This is a genomic window from Capnocytophaga bilenii (genome assembly GCF_017565765.1).
Classification (GTDB): domain Bacteria; phylum Bacteroidota; class Bacteroidia; order Flavobacteriales; family Flavobacteriaceae; genus Capnocytophaga; species Capnocytophaga bilenii.
Genome location: NZ_JAGDYP010000012.1, coordinates 1 through 20,546, shown reverse-complemented (window position 1 = coordinate 20,546; position 20,546 = coordinate 1). Strand labels below are relative to the sequence as shown.

The following is a 20,546-nucleotide window of genomic DNA, read 5'->3' as shown; positions in this document are numbered from 1 at the left end:
TCGCGGACTTCCTTCAAAAGGGGGGGATATTAAATACTTTTTGGGCAGTCTCTGAGAATTTCAGGAAGGTGTTGGTTAAACCATTTATAGCGATTGATAATCATAATATGTGAAGCATTATTAATTACAATGGCGTTCTGAATGTATTCTATAGGAAAAACGTGGTCTTTGCTGCCGTGAATGTGAAAAGTGCGGGGCAAAGGCTCTTTTTGTTGCCAATTTACAATGCGGTCTATAGACCAATCTAAATACTGAGGTGAACGCATTCCCACGTATTTTTCGTATAACGCAATCCGTTTAGTAGCACTATCGGAAAATGAAAAGCGTTTCCAAAACTCTAAATTGCTGATAGCCCGCAGCGGTAGTAGCTTGTGCAAATTGGTATAACGCGCAAGAAGCATCTTTTTTGGCAATTCGTATTGTGTTTTTACACTCGAAATAACGATAAGCTTGTTGTAATCCATCTGTTTGGCAATCTCTTGTACAATAATACCGCCAAACGACACGCCTAACAAGGTAGGTTGAGGTTCAGTAATATTTTTAGCTATTCTGCCAGCGTAATGTGCCAACTCTTCATCTTTTTCAGGAGTAATCCAATCTAGTAGGCAAACCTTGTAATTACTAGGGAAAACAAGTCGTTCAAAAATTTTAGGGCTTGCAGCCATACCAGGCATTAAATATATGGTATTTGTTTTTTCCATTTATAATGTTTTTTTTTGCTTCTTTTATTTTTATTTTGTATTTTTGCAGCGGAAATTCAACCATTTTACAAAGGCAAAAATACGATAATTTTGTCAATTATAAAAACACTAACTGTAAAAACAATCTCTATGGAAGTAACTGACAATGAATTTTCACGCCAATATCAGGTAAAAATAGAAGGCGAACTTGCATATATAGAATATTCGTTGCAAGATAGAAAGATATTTTTTACTAAAACTCAACTTCCCGAAACTATAACAGAAGCAGTTATAGATGAGTTTTTTAAAACTACATTGGCTTTGGTAGCACAAAAAAAATATAAGATAGTACCTGTGTGCCCAGTGGCAATATCTTTTTTTAGGCGTAATAAAGAGTATAAAGAAGTATTGTCAGCAGGTATTAGAGTTTGAATTTAAACGAAAAAATATTAAATATGAAAGCAGTATTTTTAGATCGCAATACACTCTCAGAGCGTATAGATCTTGATATTCCAAAAGGAGTAGGGCAGTGGGTGGCATTCCAAAAAACAGCCCCTGATGAAATTGTACAGCGATTAAAACCCGCTGATATTGCAATCGTAAATAAAGTAAAGCTCACCGAAGAGATACTTAGACAGCTACCCAACCTTAAACTCATACAACTTACAGCTACAGGTATGGATAATATAGACCGCGAGGCGGCTAAAGCCTTAGGTATTGAAGTGAAAAATGTAGCTGGTTATTCTACCGAAAGTGTTACCGAACATTTCTTTATGTTGCTGCTATCGGTAATGCGTGCTTTAAAAGATTATCATTTGGCAGTAGAAGATGGTACTTGGCAAAAAGATGGGCGTTTTTGTCTTACAGAACCTCCTGTGTTTGAACTGCAAGGCAAAACGCTTGGTATTATAGGGGTAGGCAATATAGGCAAATCGATTACACAAATAGCGAAAGCTTTTGGTATGCACGTGCTTTGGGCTGAACGACAAGGAAGAGCTCCTCGCAATGAAACTTATACAGATTTTGAAAAAGTACTAAAACAAAGTGATGTGATTGTACTTACTTGCCCATTAACTCCCGAGACAAAACACCTTGTAGATGAAGAGTTTGTATCACGCTTACGCAAAAAACCTTTGTTGATAAATATGGCACGTGGGGCAGTAGTGGATGCTCAAGCTGTATATGAAGCCTTAGAAAGCAACCGCATAATGGGATTTGCTGCTGATGTATTTGAAAATGAACCCCCTGCTGCTGATGACCCTCTACTAAAAATAGCTAATCACCCTCGTGTGATTTATACACCTCATATAGCGTGGGCAAGCGAATATGCTCAGGATAAACTTTGGAAAATCTTGAAAAAGCAAGTAGAAGAATTTATAGCAAAATATAAAAAAGAACACCCAACCTTATAATGAAAGTACACAACTTTAGTGCGGGACCTGCAATATTGCCTGCATCAGTTTTAGAAAAAGCTTCGGAAGCCTTGTTGAACTTTGATAATACAGGGCTTTCAGTAGCCGAAGTATCGCATCGCAGTGCTCAGTTTGTAAAAGTTATAGAACGGGCACGTGCTTTGGCGTTAGAATTAGCAGGATTAGACAACAGTTATGAAGCACTCTACTTACAAGGAGGGGCAAGTATGCAGTTCCTGATGGTGCCTTATAATTTGTTGGAAAATAAAGCTGCTTATATAGACACAGGTACTTGGGCTAATAAAGCTCAAAAAGAAGCTGCTCTTTTTGGTGAAGTACAGGTAATCGCTTCCTCTAAAGAACAAGGATATAAGTCTATTCCTAAAAATGTAGTAGTGCCTACAGATATAGATTATTTGCATATTACTACCAATAATACCATTTACGGTAGTGAATTTCATAGTATTCCTAAATCAGGAGCACCTATAGTAGCCGATATGAGTTCGGATATTTTTTCGCGTAGCTTAGATTATTCGCAATTTGGATTGGTATACGCAGGTTCTCAAAAAAATTTAGGAGCTTCGGGTTCTACGTTGGTGCTTGTAAAGAAAGATTTATTGGGCAAAGTAAGCAGGAAACTACCTTCTATGATGGATTATCAGTTGCATATTAAAAACGAAAGTATGTTCAATACTCCTTCTACGTTTTCGGTATATGTAAATATGTTGGTATTGGAGTGGATAGAAGCTGAAGGAGGTTTGGCAGCAATGGAGAAACGCAATAAAGAAAAAGCCAACTTGCTATATAGTGAAATAGACCGCAATGCGCTGGTAGTAGGCTATACTGCTAAAGAAGACCGCTCGCTAATGAATGTAGTGTTCAACCTTACTGATGAAAGTACGAAAGACCGCTTTGATGCTTTGTGCAAAGAGGCTAACATCAGTGGTATGAAAGGACACCGCAGTGTAGGGGGATATCGTGCTTCTATATATAACGCTATGCCTTTGGAAAGCGTGCAAGTGCTGGTAGAGGTACTAAAAGAATTTGAAAGAACGGCTTAAAAATACGAATGAGAATTAATAGGATAACAGTAAAAGTAATAGTAAGTTACGTTTTGCTTATCTGTGTATCGGTAGTGGCAGGGTATATCATTATCAAGGAAATAAAAAAATTATCACAACAAGAGGAGATAAACCAAGAAGACCGAGTGAAAATTATCCAGATAGGGAAGATACTTTCGTTGGTAAATGAAACCGAAAATGCAGGTAGGGTAACTATAAGAACCGATGATGATGATATGTTGCAGTTGTTTTTGCAGAAAAATATAGAACTGCAAAACGAATTGCTTAAGTTTAGGCGTGATATATCGTCGGAAAAGCAGTTGCTTACGTTGGATACTATTAGTAATTTGCTGAATCTTAGAAAAGAGAATATAGAGAAGCTCAAGGCTTTTCAGGAAAGTGATAGTAGCTTGGTGAGCATACACGCTGCTATAAGAAAACTTTCAAGCCTTGAGCCTTATTTTGATTACGACCTTTATAACAAAACCTACTATACACGGCATAAGAAAAATATTATACCACCACAATCGGCAGATATTATATCAATAGTAAAACGCTATAAAAATGTAAAGATACCCCCGTTATTGGAACAGCGTGCTAATGATATAAGGGCGAAGAAAAATGCAAAGTTTGATAAGGTACTCAATGAAATTTTGGAAATGTTGAATAAAATCAATAAAAAAACCGAAGGAAATAGAGTACAAATAGACGAGCAGTTGCATAAAATGTGGGATAATGATGTGCAATTGTCTAAAAACTTAGATGATTTGCTTCATAATTTTGAAGAGGAAGTCATAGCCAATTCTCAACGCCTGAACCAAGAACGGCAGGTGATATTTGAAAATAGCAAAAACTTACTCATATTGGCTTTTTTTATAGCAATGGGTATTATAGCCATATCGCTAATTGTGATTATCAATGACTTTATTACTTCCCAACGCTATAGGCGCAGATTGGAAATGGCAAACCGAAAGACGAATAACTTGCTTAAAAATAGAGAGCAATTAATATCGATGGTGAGCCACGACTTACGTACCCCCTTGAGTTCTATTGTAGGTTATTCGGAATTGTTAAGCAAGGAAAATATTACCGAAAAAGGGCGTAATTATTTGTCGCACATTAAGTATTCGTCAGAATATATATCTAAATTGGTAGATGAGTTGCTAGACTATACACGCATAGAAACAGGAAATATAGTGCTTGAAAAAATACCATTTAATACTGCTGAGGTAATAGATGAGGTGGCAAGCAATGTACAATCGGCTTATAAAAATAAAAAAGTAGCCTTAGAGTTATCGTTTTCTGACACCATAAATAATTTAAACTTTTCTAGCGATGCGTATAGGATAAAACAAATTCTTTACAATTTGATTTCAAATGCTTTTAAATTTACTGAAAAGGGAAGCGTGCGCGTAGTTGCTGATGCTCATCAGGTGGATGGTGATAGCTATGAAATATCAATAAATGTGATTGATACGGGTATAGGAGTGAAAAAAGAACAACAAGAGCATATATTTAATGAATTTACGCAAGCAAATGACGAAATTTCTAAACGATATGGGGGCTTTGGTTTAGGCTTGCACATATCACAAAAATTAGCGCAATTGTTGCAAGGAAAAATTTATTTAGAAAGCGATGAAGGCAAAGGAAGTACTTTTACCTTGCGCTTTTTAGCCGAAAAGGTTGCTGAACGCACCAGTGAGCGTATGGTGATAGTTTCGCAAAAAGAGGTGGAAGATATTCGCATTGTGGTGATAGATGATGATGATAGTATTTTATCGCTCATACAAGAGCTGCTGAAACAGAAAAATATAACCCCTATTGCCTTTACTAATGCTAAAGATGCTTTTGACCAGTTGGAGCATTTACAATTCGATTTGGTAATTACTGATATTCAATTACCTGAAATGAATGGGTTTCACTTTGTAACCTTGTTTAACGAGCGATATAAAGACAATCCATTGCCTGTATTGGCTATTACGGGCAGGCGTGATGTACCTGAAAGCTTTTATACCAAAAGTGGTTTTTACGGTATATTGCCCAAGCCGTTCTTGCCAGAACAGTTTTATCAAAAACTAAAGGTATTTTTCCCTAAACTGAATACCGAAGTGGAACACAAACCTGTAATGATAAGTAATTCTGTAGGAGAAGGAGGTTATACGCCAGAGGTATTAGAAAACTTTATGGGTGATGATATAGAAGGCATTAGAGGTATTTATGAACATTTTCTGAAAGAGACTGAAGAGAACCTACTAAAGCTAAAAGATTTTGCTCAAGAGGAAGACTATAAAGGAATAAAAGCAATAGCACATAAAATGACAAGTATGTTTGCCCAAATAAACGCACAGCGTGAATCGGCAATACTCATAGTGCTAAATAGGATAGACAAAGAAGTACCCGATGATTTGAAAGAAAATATAACAGTGCTTAGTGAGCTTTTCTTGAATGACTGTAAACCTGCAATAGAACGGTATTTGCAATCATATGAAGGGGCTAATTTATAAAAAATGACGGACTAAAGCTTCAGGAGAGATTATGATACAAGAATCGGAACTGATATTGAATACTGATGGTAGTATTTACCACATTAATTTGAAGCCATCGGAAGTGGCAGATACGATTATATTGGTGGGTGACCCTAATAGAGTGCCACAGGTGAGTGCTCATTTTGAGCATATAGAACACAAAACCCAGAAACGCGAATTTTGTGCTCATACGGGTAGTTATAAAGGCAAGCGATTGACTGTAATTTCTACAGGCATTGGGCCTGATAATATAGATATCGTAATTAATGAATTGGATGCCCTTTTCAATATAGATTTGCGTACGCGAGAGCCTAAAAAAGAGCTTATCTCTTTGAATTTGGTGCGTTTTGGTACCTCAGGTTCGTTGCAGGCAGATATACCGGTGGATAGTTTTGTACTGTCATCATACGGATTGGGGATGGACAATATGTTTCATTCTTATAAAGACAGTGTAAAGGTGCGCGAAATAGCGATGGAAGATGCTTTTATAGCGCATACGCATTGGCATCTTGATAAGGGACGACCTTATATTGTAGCTTGTGGTAAGGAGCTGAAAAAACGTTTGCTAACAGCGCAAGTGTTTGAAGGGATTACGGGTACAGCACCAGGGTTTTATGCTCCACAAGGGCGCGAGCTGCGCTTGGAAGTGCAAGATAGAACGCTGAATGATAAACTGCATAGCTATAATTACAACGGTTGCCGAATGACTAACTTAGAAATGGAGACTTCTGCTATATACGGATTATCAAAGCTTTTAGGACATCAGGCGGTGTCGCTAAATGCTATTATCGCTAATAGAGCGATGGGTACATTTACCAAAAATCCTAAAAAGATAGTAGAGGAATTGATTGTTTATGGATTAGAACAATTAGTGAAATAGAAAAAATACAGTAATAGAAATAGAAATTGATGAAAACAGAACAAGAACTACAAGAGTTTTACGAACGTTTGAAAAATGAGTTGTTGGAAACAACAGTTTTTCCTACAAAATATTTGTATAAGTTTATAATTCCTAATGAGGATAGTAAACTAGTGCAGTTAGAAGAAGTATTTAAAGGTACAGATGCTAAGATTACAATAAAAGATTCGTCAAAAGCAAAATATAAAGGAGTATCGGTAGAAATAACGCTTCAAAATCCTGATGAGGTGATTGCTTATTACAAAGCGGCAGGAAAAGTAGAAGGAATATTGTCATTATGATTACATTAGAATACAATACAGAGCGTTCGCCTTTGCTAATTCCTGAATATGGAAGGCATATACAGAAAATGATAGAAAAGGCAGTGCTTTTGGAAGATCGCGCTGAGCGTAATCGTACAGCACGCAGCATTGTAGCCGTAATGGGGAATTTGTTTCCGCACTTGCGTGATGTACCCGACTTTCAGCATAAGCTTTGGGATCAGCTCTTTATAATGTCTGATTTTAAGTTGGATGTAGATAGTCCTTACGAAAAACCTACCAAAGAAATGCTTTACAAGCGCCCAGAGCGTTTAGAGTATCCGCAACACTACTTTAAATATCGTTTTTATGGCAATATTATTAGGCGAATGATTGCTACTTGTGTAAAATGGGAAAAAGGAGATTTACGGGAGGCATTGGAATACTCTATAGCCAATCATATGAAAAAAAGTTTTCTTACGTGGAACAAAGAAGCGGTAGATGATAGTGTGGTGTTTGAACATTTGTACGAATTGAGCAACGGACAAATAGACTTGCGCAAACGAAGAGAAGATTTATCGGATAGCCAAGCTTTGATACGTACCAAAGCAAACCTTACCAAGCGTAATGTACAGCAACAAGGGCAAGCGCATTACCCTCAAAACCAACAAAACAAAAAAGGATTTACCAAATTTTATAAAAGGAAAAACAATGGGCGTTTTTAAGATAGAAGGAGGACATACCTTACAAGGCGAGATTACACCACAAGGAGCTAAAAATGAAGCGCTACAAGTGCTTTGTGCCGTATTGCTTACCGACCAAAAGGTTACTATTCATAACCTACCCGACATACAAGATGTGAGCAAGCTCATTTCGCTATTAGGCAATTTGGGGGTGAAAATACAGCGTATAGGGCGTGGCTCTTATTCATTTCAGGCTGATGAAATCAATCTTGATTATCTAAAATCGGAGGCTTTTTATCGTGAAGGGCAAGCGTTACGAGGGTCTATATTGGTAGTGGGGCCGCTTCTTACTCGTTTTGGGGTGGGCTATATTCCTAAACCAGGAGGTGATAAAATTGGTCGCCGCCGCTTAGATACGCACTTCGAAGGCTTTATAAAATTAGGGGCTGAATTTTGCTATGACGAAACCAATTATACTTATAGCGTAGTCGCTAAAAAACTGAAAGGCACCTATATGCTGTTGGAAGAGGCTTCGGTAACAGGTACTTCAAACATTATAATGGCTGCGGTATTGGCTGAGGGTACTACTACTATTTACAATGCTGCTTGTGAGCCTTACATACAACAGCTATGCTCTATGCTTAATAGTATGGGGGCACAAATAGAAGGTATGGGCTCTAACTTACTTACAATAAAAGGAGTAGAGAAGTTAGGCGGCTGTGTGCATACAATCTTGCCCGATATGATAGAAATAGGTAGCTGGATAGGCTTGGCAGCGATGACCCGTAGTGAAATCACTATAAAGAATGTAGGCTGGGACTACTTGGGGCTGATACCTTCTGTATTCCGCAAGCTGGGTATTACTCTTGAAAGGCAAAACGATGATATTTACATACCTGCACACACCAATGGCTATGAAATACAAAGTTATATAGATGGTTCTATACTGACAGTAGCCGATGCGCCTTGGCCTGGTTTTACGCCCGACTTGCTGAGTATTGTATTGGTGGTAGCTACACAAGCGCGCGGCGAGGTGCTTATTCACCAAAAAATGTTTGAAAGCCGTTTGTTCTTTATAGATAAGCTTATAGATATGGGGGCTAAGATTATATTATGCGACCCACACCGCGCTACGGTTATAGGCAATGACTTTAAATCGCCGTTGCGGGCTACCCTGATGACCTCGCCCGATATACGTGCAGGAATTGCACTACTGATAGCAGCTCTTTCGGCTAAAGGCACTTCTACCATTTATAATATAGAACAGATAGATAGGGGATATGAATGTATAGATGAACGCTTACAAGCTCTTGGAGCAAAAATAGTAAGGGTTTCGTGATGAAAACTAAAAATTTATGAAATACAATTTTGATGAACTAATAGATAGAACAGGTACCGATGCACTAAAATTGGAGGCGTTACAACCTCGCTGGGGGCGTACCGATTTGCTGCCTATGTGGGTAGCCGATATGGATTTTAAAACACCTCCTTTTGTGGTAGCTACTATCAAAAAACGCCTTGAATGTGAGATTTTTGGCTATACCTCAAAACCTGATGCTTGGTATGAAAGTATTATCAGTTGGCAAAAACGCAGGCATCAATGGGAAATAAGCAAAGAGATGCTATCATTTGTGCCAGGGGTAGTGCCTGCATTGGCTATGGCGGTACAAGCCTTTACTGAGGTGGGCGATAAGATAATGATTCAGCAGCCCGTGTATAACCCGTTTATGCTGGTAGTGAAAAACAATCATCGCGAGCTGGTAAACTGCCCATTATATTTAGAAAATGGACAATATCATATAGATTTTGAGCTTTTTGAAGAGAAAATAAAAGGCTGCAAGCTATTTTTGTTTTGCCACCCTCATAACCCAGGTGGGCGTGTATGGACACGAGAAGAGCTGCAAAAGGTGGCTGCCATTTGTGAGCGAAACAAGGTGATAGTGGTAGCAGATGAAATTCACGCCGACCTTACCTTTGCACCTTATACCCACATACCTTATGCAACTATAAGTGAGGAAGCTAAAATGCACTCAGTAGTATTTGCTTCGGCAAGTAAGGCGTTCAATATGGCAGGTTTTGCAAGTTCTTATGCCGTAATAAGCAATCCTACGCTCCGCAGACGCTTCAATAGTTATGTGGAAGGAAATGAATTGGCAGCGGGCAATGTGTTTGCCTTTAACACTACGGTAGCTGCTTATAACGAGGGAGAAACGTGGCTATTAGAAATGCTTGATTATGTACAAGAGAACATTCAGTTTCTCACCAACTATATAGCAGAGCATTTGCCTATGCTGAAGGTAATTGTGCCTCAGGCTTCGTATTTAGTGTTTATAGATTTTAGTGCTTTGCAGCTTACACAAAAAGAACTGGTAGCCCTTTGCACTCATAAAGCACATTTGGCACTGAACGATGGTAGTATTTACGGCGAAGAGGGGAAAGGCTTTATGCGCATAAATATGGCTTGCGCACGCTCTGTGGTAGCACAAGCCTTAAAACAACTGAAAGAAGCCATTAAAAGTGAATCATTAGTATAAAAAAGAAGACATTTTAAGAAGATATTTTAAATTTGATGAAGAATATACGTAATTTTTGTATTATAGCCCATATAGATCACGGCAAGAGTACCTTAGCCGATAGGTTACTCGATTTTACTCAAACCGTTTCTGAACGAGAAAAACAAGATCAGTTACTTGATAATATGGACTTGGAGCGCGAACGTGGTATTACCATAAAAAGCCACGCAATCCAGATGGAATATGTTTATAAAGGAGAAACTTATATATTGAACCTTATAGACACTCCTGGTCACGTAGATTTTTCATACGAAGTATCACGTTCTATAGCCGCTTGCGAAGGGGCACTGCTTATAGTGGATGCCGCTCAAAGCATTCAGGCACAAACTATCTCGAACTTATATCTTGCTTTAGAAAATGATTTAGAAATTATACCTATTCTGAACAAAATAGACCTTCCGAGTGCTAACCCCGAAGAGGTAAAAGACGATATAGTAGATTTATTGGGGTGCTCACCCGATGATATTATTCCTGCAAGTGGAAAAACAGGTTTGGGAGTAGAAGCTATATTGGAGGCTATCATTGAGCGTATCCCCGCTCCTAAAGGCGATCCCGATGCACCACTGCAAGCACTTATTTTTGATTCGGTATACAATTCTTTCCGTGGTGTAGAAACTTATTTCAGGGTGATGAATGGAAAGATAAGCAAGGGGCAGAAAATTAAATTTATGTCTAACGGCAAAACCTATGATGCCGATGAGGTAGGGACGCTAAAACTGAACCAAGTGCCTAAGCCCGTAATTGGTACAGGCGATGTAGGCTATCTTATTACAGGCATAAAAGATGCGCGAGAGGTGAAAGTGGGCGATACTATTACTTCGGCTATTGATGGTTGTACCGAAGCTATTGATGGTTTTGAGAACGTAAAACCTATGGTATTTGCAGGAATTTACCCTGTAGATACAGAAGATTACGAAGAATTGCGCGCTTCGATGGAAAAACTACAGCTAAATGATGCCTCGTTGGTATTTACGCCAGAGAGTTCGGCGGCATTGGGCTTTGGCTTTCGCTGCGGTTTCTTGGGGATGTTGCACTTAGAGATTGTACAAGAGCGATTGGAACGCGAATTTGGTATGACGGTAATTACTACAGTGCCCAACGTAAGCTACCACGCTTATACTAAGAAAGACCCTGAAAGACCTATTATAGTAAATAACCCGTCTGATTTGCCCGACCCTTCCAAATTGGATAGAGTAGAGGAGCCTTATATAAAAGCCTCTATTATCACAAAATCTGATTTTGTGGGGCAAGTAATGTCGTTATGTATAGAAAAGCGCGGGCAGATTACCAATCAGCATTACCTTACTCCTGAGCGGGTAGAGCTAAACTTTGATATGCCATTGGCTGAGATTGTTTTTGATTTTTACGACCGATTGAAAACGGTGAGCAAGGGCTATGCTTCGTTTGACTATTCGCCTATAGGGATGCGGGCTTCCAACCTTGTGAAGGTGGATATACTTATCAATAGCAACTCGGTAGATGCACTTTCGGCACTTATTCACGCCGATAATGCTTATAACATAGGGAAGAAGATGTGCGAAAAGCTTCGTGAGCTTATACCACGCCAGCAGTTTGATATTCCTATACAAGCAGCCATAGGGGCGAAGATTATATCGCGAGAAACGATAAAGGCACTTCGCAAAGATGTTACTGCTAAGTGTTACGGTGGGGATATTTCGCGAAAACGTAAATTGCTTGAAAAACAAAAAGCGGGTAAAAAGCGTATGCGCCAAGTGGGCAATGTAGAGATTCCACAGAGTGCCTTTATGGCGGTGCTGAAGCTAAATGATTAAATTGTGAATAACTAAAAACAAATTATAACAATGGGAAAAGGATTTTTTAAAGTACCAAAGGCGGTAAACGAGCCTGTAAAAGGCTATGCACCAGGTTCGCCAGAACGCAAAGCGGTATTGGAAGTTTACAAAGAACTTTGGAATACCAAAGTAGATGTACCACTTTACATTGGTAAAGAGGAAATTAGAACAGGGAATACGACAGAAATGTACCCCCCTCACGATCACAAGCACTTGCTTGGTACTTACCACAATGCCGACAAAGGACTTGTGGAAAAAGCTATTGAAGAAGCACTAAAAGCTCGTGAAAAATGGGCTAACTTGCCTTGGGAAGAACGAGCTGCTGTATTCTTGAAAGCGGCAGACCTTATTGCAGGTCCTTACCGTGCCAAAATGAATGCTGCTACAATGATTGCACAATCAAAAACAGTGCATCAGGCTGAAATAGACTCTGCTTGTGAGTTGATAGACTTCTTGCGTTTCAACGTAGAGTTTATGGCTAATATATACAATGACCAGCCTAATTCATCAGAAGGTGTATGGAATAGAGTAGAATATCGTCCTTTAGAAGGCTTCGTATATGCAGTTACTCCGTTTAACTTTACAGCTATTTCTGGTAACTTGCCTACTAGTGCTGCACTTATGGGTAACGTAGTGGTATGGAAACCAAGTGCTTCACAAGTTTTCTCTGCAAATGTGATTGTAGAGGTATTGAGAAAAGCAGGCTTACCTGCAGGGGTTATCAATGTGGTAAACGGCGATGCACGAATGGTAACCGAAGTGCTTTTGGCAAGTCCGCATTTTGCAGGTATTCACTTTACAGGTTCTACAGGTGTGTTCCAAAGCATCTGGAAACAAATAGGTGATAATATTCACAAATACCGCACTTATCCTAAGATAGTGGGTGAAACAGGTGGTAAAGACTTTATCATTGCGCACCCATCGGCAGATGCACAAGAGGTAGCAACAGCTATTACTCGAGGAGCGTTTGAGTTTCAAGGTCAAAAATGTAGTGCTGCTTCACGCGTATATTTGCCAAAATCAAAAGCTGACGCTATCTTGGCATTGGTAAAAAAAGACGTAGAGTCGTTCAAAATGGGTAGCCCTGAAGATATGAGCAACTTTATCACAGCAGTGATTAACAAGACGGCTTTTGATAAATTGGCAAGCTATATAGACCAAGCTAAAAAAGATAAAGAAGCAAGTATACTTGTAGGTGGAGGTTACGATTGTTCAAAAGGATGGTTTATAGAGCCTACCGTAATCGTAACTACTAATCCTAAATATACAACTATGGAGACTGAGCTTTTCGGACCTGTAGTAACTGTGTATGTATATGAAGATGCTCAATGGTCTGAAACGTTGAAATTGGTAGACGAAACATCTGAATATGCGCTTACAGGTGCTGTGTTTGCTGATTGTCGTTACGCAATAGATGAGGCTGTAAAAGCATTGGCTAACGCCGCAGGTAACTTCTACGTAAATGATAAGCCAACAGGAGCCGTTGTAGGACAACAACCTTTTGGTGGAGCAAGAGCTTCAGGAACCAATGATAAAGCAGGTTCAGCACAAAACTTATTGCGCTGGGTATCACCACGCCTTATCAAAGAAACTTTTGTTTCTCCTACCGATTATCGTTATCCTTTCTTGGGATAAAGGAAAAAGTAAGAATTATAAAATAATAAGGAGCTTTGGCAAGGTAGAAAAACTTTGCCAAAGCCCTTAAAAATAAAATTAGCCATAATTATCAACTATTAATTATTTAAAGAAGTGGATTGGTTTATTAATTTGATGAATAACCACGAGAGCGTAGCATACACAGTTATAGTGTATAGCATCGTGATAGCCATAGGAGTAGCTTTAGGGAAAGTGAAATTTTTTGGTATCTCATTCGGGATAGCGTGGGTGCTATTCGTTGGGATAGCAATGGCAGAATTAGGTTTTACTGTAAACGGACACATACAACACTTTGTAAAAGAATTCGGACTTATCTTATTTGTTTATACCATAGGGTTACAAGTAGGTCCAGGCTTTTTTGCAGCTTTCAAAAAGGAAGGTGTAAAATTCAATTTATTAGCTATATTATCGGTGCTTACTTGCGTGGTAACGGTTATAGCAATACATTTTCTGACAGGTACTGATATGGCTACACTTGTAGGCATAATGTCGGGGGCTGTTACTAATACACCAGGATTGGGGGCAGCCCAAGCTACCCTTGAAGATGTATTGGGGACAGGACAAGTGCCTTCTCTTACCACAATGTATGCAGTAGCCTATCCTTTTGGGGTTTTTGGTATCATATTGGTGATGCTGATGTTTAAAGGATTTTTGAAGGTGAACGTAGAGGCAGAAAAACGTTTGAATACTTGGCGGCACGCAAAAGACCAAGTAGTAATTAATCGTTTTGCTATAAGAGTAACCAATCCGCAGCTATTTGGCAAAAAGCTTCAGGTTATAAAAGAAACACTTGATTTTGACTTTACCATTTCGCGTATGTGCCGTAATGGTGAAATATTAATGGCTGATTCTCAAACTCACATAAAAGAGGGTGATATAGTGCTAATTGTGGCTAACCAACGAGAAAATGAAAAATTCCTAAACCTAATAGGTGAAAATGTTCTCATTTCGGACTATTTTCCCGATGAAAAGGATATGCGCTACACTTCTCGCCGCATCAATGTAACCCAACGAGCTATCTTTACCAAAACGTTGGCAGAACTGGATGTTCGCAAGCGTTTTGGAGTAACTATCACACGGGTATATAGAGCGGGATTAGAATTTGTACCTTCAGCTCATACCAAATTGCAATTTGGCGACACAATAACCGTAATAGGCGATGAAACTCATATACAACTTGTGAGCAAAGAGTTTGGAAACTCTAAAAAACGCCTCCAAACCCCTCATATAGCTGAACTATTTATGGGTATTACCCTTGGGGTGTTGTTAGGTAGCATACCATTTAGTATCCCAGGTATCCCAGGTGCAGTGAAATTAGGTTTGGCGGGGGGTCCTTTGATAGTTGCCATACTGATAAGCCGCTATGGAGGAGCACTATCGGTAACACACTACGTATCACAAAGTGCCAACCTGATGATACGCGAAATAGGTATTGTTCTTTTCTTGGCAAGTGTAGGGTTGGACGCTAATGCCCACTTTATAGATACAATTATACACGGGCAAGGATTATACTGGATGGGATTAGGAGCGATTATTACGTTTGTACCTTTATTGGTAACAGCAATGGTAGCGCGCTTTAAAGCAAAGCTGGATTATATGGAAACTTGTGGTTTGCTGTCGGGGGCTTCAACAGACCCACCAGCCTTAGCTTTTGCTAACGAAATGACAAATTCAGACATTCCAGCGCTTACGTATGCAAGTGTGTATCCGCTCACTACGTTTATGCGAATAATGGTGGCGCAATTATTGATAGTATTTTTTATGTGATAGTTTCAAAAAAAATTGTACTTTTGCGCACTCAAAAAAACAGTGAAAAATTATGTTTGGAAATTTGAATCCTTTAGATTTGATGGGGAAGCTACAGGAGCTTACCGATAAGGCAGATGCAACCCGTAAGAGTTTGGACGAAACACTTATTGAAGAAACTTCGGCTGATGGTAAAATAAAAATAACTGTAGCCGGTAATAATAAAATAAAATCATTATCCATTGATGATACGCTGTTAGAAGATAAAGAAGCTTTAGAAGATTACCTAATAGTTACTATCAATAAAGCTATGGATAAAGTGAGTGATGCTAATAAAAATGCTTTCGGATTTATAAATGATATGAAACTTCCGTTTAATCTTTAAAATATTATACTATGGGGAAAATAATAGCTATTGCCAACCAAAAAGGGGGGGTAGGAAAAACAACTACATCAGTGAACTTAGCCGCTGCTCTTGGCGTATTGGAAAAAAAAGTATTACTTATAGATGCCGACCCGCAAGCTAATGCTACATCAGGATTGGGTGTAAATGTAGATACTGTGCAACACGGTACTTATGAGCTTTTGGAACACACACTTGAAGCCAAAGATATGATTATTCATACGGATTCTCCTAATCTTGATTTGATAGCAGCACATATCAACTTGGTGGCTATTGAAATTGAATTGGTAGATAAGGAGCAACGCGAGTATATGCTTAAAAAAGCGTTGGAAACTATCAAAGATGAGTATGATTATATCTTGATAGATTGTGCACCTTCTTTGGGGCTTATCACCGTGAATGCGCTTACGGCTGCCAACTCGGTAATTATACCTATACAATGTGAGTATTTTGCCTTGGAAGGGCTGGGCAAGTTGCTTAATACCATTAGAAGTGTACAAAGAGCTTTCAATGCGAATTTGGATATAGAAGGATTGTTGCTAACAATGTATGACCCTCGCTTGCGCTTATCAAACCAAGTGGTGGAAGAGGTTCAGAAAAACTTTAGCAATATGGTTTTCAAAACCATCATACAACGCAATGTTCGCTTGAGCGAAGCGCCGAGCTTTGGTGAAACAATTATCAACTATGATGCCACCAGCAAAGGAGCTACAAATCACATCAATTTAGCTCAAGAAATAATAGATAAAAACAAAACTGCATAATGACAAAGCCTGCTAAAAAACAATCATTAGGACGCGGACTTTCTGCTATATTAGGCGGAAGCCCAGAGCTTACGATTAATTCTATCAATGATAAGAATGCTGATAAAATAGTAGGTAATATCATTGAGCTGGAACTCGGGTTGATAGAAACAAACCCTTTCCAACCGCGTACTTCGTTTAACGAAGAAGAACTTGCTGGGCTTGCGTCATCAATAGAAGAATTGGGGGTGGTGCAGCCTATTACGGTGCGCAAACTTGATGGTGAAAATAAATACCAACTCATATCGGGGGAACGCCGCTTCAGGGCATCTAAGTTGGCAGGACTGCAAACTATACCTGCCTATATACGTATAGCCGATGATAATGAGTCGCTTACGATGGCTTTGGTAGAAAATATACAACGCCAAGACTTAGACCCTATAGAAATAGCGTTGTCGTATCAGCAACTCATAGAGCAGGTGAACCTTACCCAAGACCAGATGAGCAAACGGGTAGGTAAAAAACGTTCAACCATTACCAATTACTTGCGATTGCTAAAATTAGCACCTATAGTTCAAACAGGTATACGCGATGGTTTTATCAGTATGGGGCACGGCAGAGCAATACTATCTGTAGAAGACACTGATAAACAAGCTGAAGTTTACGAACGTATCATAGCCGAAGGGCTATCAGTGCGCGATACGGAAGAATTGGTGCGCAAAATGCAATACGGTGAAGAGGAAGGACAACCCGCTGAGGTAGCTAATATAGAACTTCCTAAAAGCACAACTGCCGCTAAGGTTGAATTGCCTGCGTATATTAAGGAAAATATAGGTAGTGTGTCTCATTTCTTCGGAACAAAAGTATCGGTGAAGATGAGCAGAGACGGCAAAGGAAGCTTGGTGATACCTTTTCAATCGGAAGAGGATTTTAAGCGTATTCAAAATTTATTACAAAAAGAGAATGAATAAATATATTGTATTGATATTAGTGCTATTAAGTACTGTTATGGGGCGGTTGTATTCACAAGAAGAGGTGGTTACAACAGCTAAAGACTCGGTGCAGGTAGCTGTAAATCAAGACAATATAAGGCGTATCACTTGGAATACAGACCCATTGTCGCCAGCAAAGGCGGCATTTTATTCGGCTGTATTGCCTGGATTGGGACAGATATACAACAAAAGTTATTGGAAAGTACCATTGGTGTATGCAGGAATTGGGATACCGATTTATTTTTACATTCAAAATTCTAAGGAATACGACCGCTATATGACTGCCTACAAACGCAGGCAGCAAGGTTATACCGATGATGAGTTTTTTTATGGGGGAGCTAGTGCGGATCAACCTCGTGTGAACAACGATGGATTACGACAGGGAATACAGTTTTACAGGCGAAATAAAGAACTCTCTATAATTGTAACAATAGGCTTATACGCCCTCAATATTATAGAAGCCAATGTAGATGCGCACCTAAAACAATTCAATGTAGATGAGCAACTTACAATTGCACCTTTCATAGAAACTAACTATTTTACTCAGCCACAATATGGACTCACACTCACATACAAATCTAAGAGATGAATAAACAGAATTTATTGGATACTTTGCGCCAAATAGTAGGTGCAAAGTACGTAATGACCGACCCAGCCAAAACCGAACGCTACCGCACAGGATATCGTTTTGGTACGGGGAATGCAATAGCAGTGGTTCGCCCTGCTACTTTGTGGGAACAATGGCAAGTGCTGGAGGCTTGTGTAGCCGCCGATGTAATCGTGATTTCGCAGGCAGCCAATACAGGTATTACAGGAGGTTCAAATCCGTTTGGCAATGATTATGATAGAGATGTGGTAGTAATCAATACGATGCGTAATGATACTATACAGCTTATCAATAATGGTGAACAGGTGGTGTGCCTACCGGGTTCGACACTTAATCACTTAGAACAAGAACTAAAACCCTTAGGACGAGAACCACACTCGGTGATAGGCTCATCGTGTATAGGAGCTTCAGTTATTGGAGGGGTGTGTAATAATTCGGGAGGCTCATTGGTGCAACGAGGGCCTGCCTATACAGAAATGTCGCTTTTTGCACAACTAAATGCTGAAGGGAAGTTGGAGTTGGTGAACCACTTGGGTATAGACTTAGGAAATAATCCTAAAGAAATACTTACAAACTTACAAGAAGGCAAGTATGCTACTAAAGATGTACATAACACGGGCAAAAAAGGGCACGACCACGATTATTGTAACCACGTACGTAAAATAGATGCTAATACACCCGCACGTTTCAATGCCGACCCAGCACGTTTGTATGAAGCATCGGGTAGTGCAGGGCGTTTAGGAGTTTTTGCAGTGCGTGTAGATACTTTCCCTTCTGAAAAAACTACAGCAGTATTCTATATTGGAACAAACGATACCTCTGTACTTACCCAATTAAGACGTGATATGCTGGGTTCGTTTGAACAGATACCTATCTCAGGCGAATATATTCACCGCACAGCTTTTGATATTGCTGCAAAATACGGTAAAGATACTTTTTGGTATATAAAAAATGTGGGTACAGAATATTTACCCCGCTTGTTTGCTTTAAAAGCGTGGGCAGATAGGGTAGCTAAAAAGTTGCCATTTATGCCTCATCACTTTAGTGAGAAGTTTTTGCAAGCAACCTCTAAGCTAATGCCAAAACATTTACCACAAACGCTTATAGACTATCGCAATACCTATGAACACCACCTTATTTTGAAAATGGGAGGTAAAGGCGTAGAGGAGGCTCGTGCCTACCTTAAAGAAAAATTTGCTGATGGTACTAAAGGAGCTTATATAGAATGTGATGCCAAATTGGCACAAGCAGCTATGTTGTTGCGCTTTGCAGTAGCATCGGCAGCTATTCGTTATCGTTCTGTACACGAAAAAGAAGTAGAAGATATTGTAGCCTTGGATATCGCCCTTAGACGTAATGATGACGATTGGTTTGAAAGATTGCCTAAAGAGATAGATGACAAAATCTTGCATAAGTTGTACTATGGCCACTTTATGTGTCACGTGTTCCACCAAGATTACGTTATCAAAAAAGGTTATAACTGCGAGGAAATAGAAGAGGAAATGCTTAAGCTTTTAGACAAACGAGGGGCGCAATATCCTGCAGAGCACAATGTGGGACACTTATATCACGCTAATGACGATCTAAAACACTTCTATAACGAACTTGACCCTACCAATAGTTTTAATCCAGGGATTGGGAAAACCTCGAAGAAGAAAGATTGGAAATAATAAAAAATATTTTTCAAAAATAAAAGGCTGCATATTGTTTATACAATGTACAGTCTTTTATTTTGGCATATTTTTTGATATAAGAACAATTATATTTGAATATAAAATACTTTTTATGAGAAAAATGCTATGGTTAGGTGTGTTAGGTTGCTTTCTACTACTAACAGCACAGTGTACTAAAGTGATTGAAGAGCGTATATATACGCAATTACCCGCTAACGTAATCCTATCAGGAGATGGAGCGCCTGCTTTAAACTTAGGAAAAGTTGGTGATTATTACCTTGATGTTACAAATACAAACCTTTATGGAGCTAAAACAGCTGAAGGCTGGGGGACTCCTATTAGTTTGAAAGGACTCCCAGGGAATGATGGTGCGCCTGGTGCGCCTGGTGCAGCTGGGAGTAATGGTACTACTCCTCACATAGGAGACAATGGCAATTGGTTTATTGGCAAAAAAGATACAGGCATAAAAGCAGCAGGCACTAATGGTAGTGATGGTACTACTCCTCATATAGGAGGTAATGGCAATTGGTTTATCGGTACGCGAGATACAGGTATAAAAGCAGCAGGCACTAATGGTAGTGATGGTACTACTCCTCATATCGGAAGTAATGGCAATTGGTTTATTGGCAAAAAAGATACAGGCATAAAAGCAGCAGGCACTAATGGTAGTGATGGTACTACTCCTCATATAGGAGACAATGGCAATTGGTTTATAGGAAACAAAGATACAGGCATAAAAGCAGCAGGCACTAATGGTAGTGATGGTACTACTCCTCATATAGGAGACAATGGCAACTGGTTTATAGGAAACAAAGATACA

18 protein-coding genes and 1 pseudogene are annotated in these 20,546 nt (G+C 39.2%); 18 read left to right on the top strand and 1 reads right to left on the bottom strand.

All coding sequences use genetic code 11. From position 1 onward, the window contains the following. Positions 1–29: 29 nt before the first annotated feature. Positions 30–701: an alpha/beta fold hydrolase gene (locus J4N46_RS11820; RefSeq protein ID WP_208059457.1), complete on the bottom strand. Its 672-nt coding sequence runs from the start codon at positions 699–701 to the stop codon at positions 30–32. 129 nt (positions 702–830) lie between these two features. On the opposite strand from J4N46_RS11820, the gene J4N46_RS11815 reads away from it, so the two are divergent. From J4N46_RS11815 to J4N46_RS12755, 18 genes and pseudogenes are all read left to right on the top strand, one after another. Continuing rightward, positions 831–1,112 (top strand): GNAT family N-acetyltransferase, encoded by a 282-nt coding sequence (locus J4N46_RS11815; protein WP_208059456.1) that lies wholly within the window; start codon positions 831–833, stop codon positions 1,110–1,112. Positions 1,113–1,135: 23 nt separating this feature from the next. Beyond that, on the top strand, positions 1,136–2,092 hold the full coding sequence (locus J4N46_RS11810; RefSeq protein WP_009415495.1) for a D-2-hydroxyacid dehydrogenase: 957 nt from the start codon (positions 1,136–1,138) through the stop codon (positions 2,090–2,092). Continuing rightward, positions 2,092–3,153 carry a 3-phosphoserine/phosphohydroxythreonine transaminase gene (gene serC / locus J4N46_RS11805; protein WP_208059455.1) on the top strand — a complete coding sequence of 354 codons (1,062 nt, stop codon included), beginning with the start codon at positions 2,092–2,094 and terminating at the stop codon, positions 3,151–3,153. The genes J4N46_RS11810 and serC overlap by 1 nt, the downstream gene beginning before the upstream one ends. 8 nt (positions 3,154–3,161) lie before the next feature. Then, positions 3,162–5,657, top strand: coding sequence for a hybrid sensor histidine kinase/response regulator (locus tag J4N46_RS11800; RefSeq protein WP_208059454.1), 2,496 nt, complete (start codon positions 3,162–3,164; stop codon positions 5,655–5,657). Between the two features lie 31 nt (positions 5,658–5,688). Continuing rightward, positions 5,689–6,558, top strand: coding sequence for a nucleoside phosphorylase (locus J4N46_RS11795; protein ID WP_208059453.1), 870 nt, complete (start codon positions 5,689–5,691; stop codon positions 6,556–6,558). 29 nt (positions 6,559–6,587) lie between these two features. After that, positions 6,588–6,878, top strand: coding sequence for a DUF493 family protein (locus J4N46_RS11790; RefSeq protein WP_009415491.1), 291 nt, complete (start codon positions 6,588–6,590; stop codon positions 6,876–6,878). Beyond that, positions 6,875–7,561 (top strand): DUF4290 domain-containing protein, encoded by a 687-nt coding sequence (locus J4N46_RS11785; RefSeq protein ID WP_009415490.1) that lies wholly within the window; start codon positions 6,875–6,877, stop codon positions 7,559–7,561. Before J4N46_RS11790 ends, J4N46_RS11785 begins: the two co-directional genes overlap by 4 nt. Beyond that, a complete protein-coding gene (gene murA, locus J4N46_RS11780) occupies positions 7,548–8,858 on the top strand; it encodes a UDP-N-acetylglucosamine 1-carboxyvinyltransferase (RefSeq protein WP_208059452.1) in 1,311 nt (436 codons plus the stop codon). Before J4N46_RS11785 ends, murA begins: the two co-directional genes overlap by 14 nt. 16 nt (positions 8,859–8,874) lie before the next feature. Continuing rightward, on the top strand, positions 8,875–10,053 hold the full coding sequence (locus J4N46_RS11775; protein WP_208059451.1) for a MalY/PatB family protein: 1,179 nt from the start codon (positions 8,875–8,877) through the stop codon (positions 10,051–10,053). A gap of 35 nt (positions 10,054–10,088) precedes the next feature. Further along, positions 10,089–11,885 (top strand): translation elongation factor 4, encoded by a 1,797-nt coding sequence (gene lepA, locus J4N46_RS11770; RefSeq protein ID WP_009415487.1) that lies wholly within the window; start codon positions 10,089–10,091, stop codon positions 11,883–11,885. Between the two features lie 30 nt (positions 11,886–11,915). Then, positions 11,916–13,541, top strand: a complete 1,626-nt coding sequence (pruA, locus tag J4N46_RS11765) for an L-glutamate gamma-semialdehyde dehydrogenase (RefSeq protein ID WP_208059450.1) — start codon at positions 11,916–11,918, stop codon at positions 13,539–13,541. A 114-nt stretch (positions 13,542–13,655) separates the two neighbouring features. Then, the gene (locus J4N46_RS11760) at positions 13,656–15,329 is read left to right on the top strand and encodes a putative transporter (protein WP_208059449.1); all 1,674 of its coding nucleotides are present in this window, start codon (positions 13,656–13,658) and stop codon (positions 15,327–15,329) included. 52 nt (positions 15,330–15,381) lie between these two features. Next, entirely contained in the window at positions 15,382–15,693 is a 312-nt protein-coding gene (locus J4N46_RS11755; protein WP_009415484.1) for a YbaB/EbfC family nucleoid-associated protein, read from the top strand. Positions 15,694–15,704: 11 nt separating this feature from the next. After that, positions 15,705–16,475, top strand: coding sequence for a ParA family protein (locus tag J4N46_RS11750; protein WP_009415483.1), 771 nt, complete (start codon positions 15,705–15,707; stop codon positions 16,473–16,475). Further along, positions 16,475–17,425, top strand: a complete 951-nt coding sequence (locus tag J4N46_RS11745) for a ParB/RepB/Spo0J family partition protein (protein ID WP_208059448.1) — start codon at positions 16,475–16,477, stop codon at positions 17,423–17,425. The genes J4N46_RS11750 and J4N46_RS11745 overlap by 1 nt, the downstream gene beginning before the upstream one ends. Next, the gene (locus tag J4N46_RS11740) at positions 17,418–18,035 is read left to right on the top strand and encodes a DUF5683 domain-containing protein (protein ID WP_208059447.1); all 618 of its coding nucleotides are present in this window, start codon (positions 17,418–17,420) and stop codon (positions 18,033–18,035) included. The genes J4N46_RS11745 and J4N46_RS11740 overlap by 8 nt, the downstream gene beginning before the upstream one ends. After that, positions 18,032–19,723 (top strand): D-lactate dehydrogenase, encoded by a 1,692-nt coding sequence (gene dld / locus J4N46_RS11735; RefSeq protein WP_208059446.1) that lies wholly within the window; start codon positions 18,032–18,034, stop codon positions 19,721–19,723. The genes J4N46_RS11740 and dld overlap by 4 nt, the downstream gene beginning before the upstream one ends. 115 nt (positions 19,724–19,838) lie before the next feature. After that, a pseudogene (locus tag J4N46_RS12755) lies at positions 19,839–20,546 on the top strand (hypothetical protein); the annotation flags it as partial.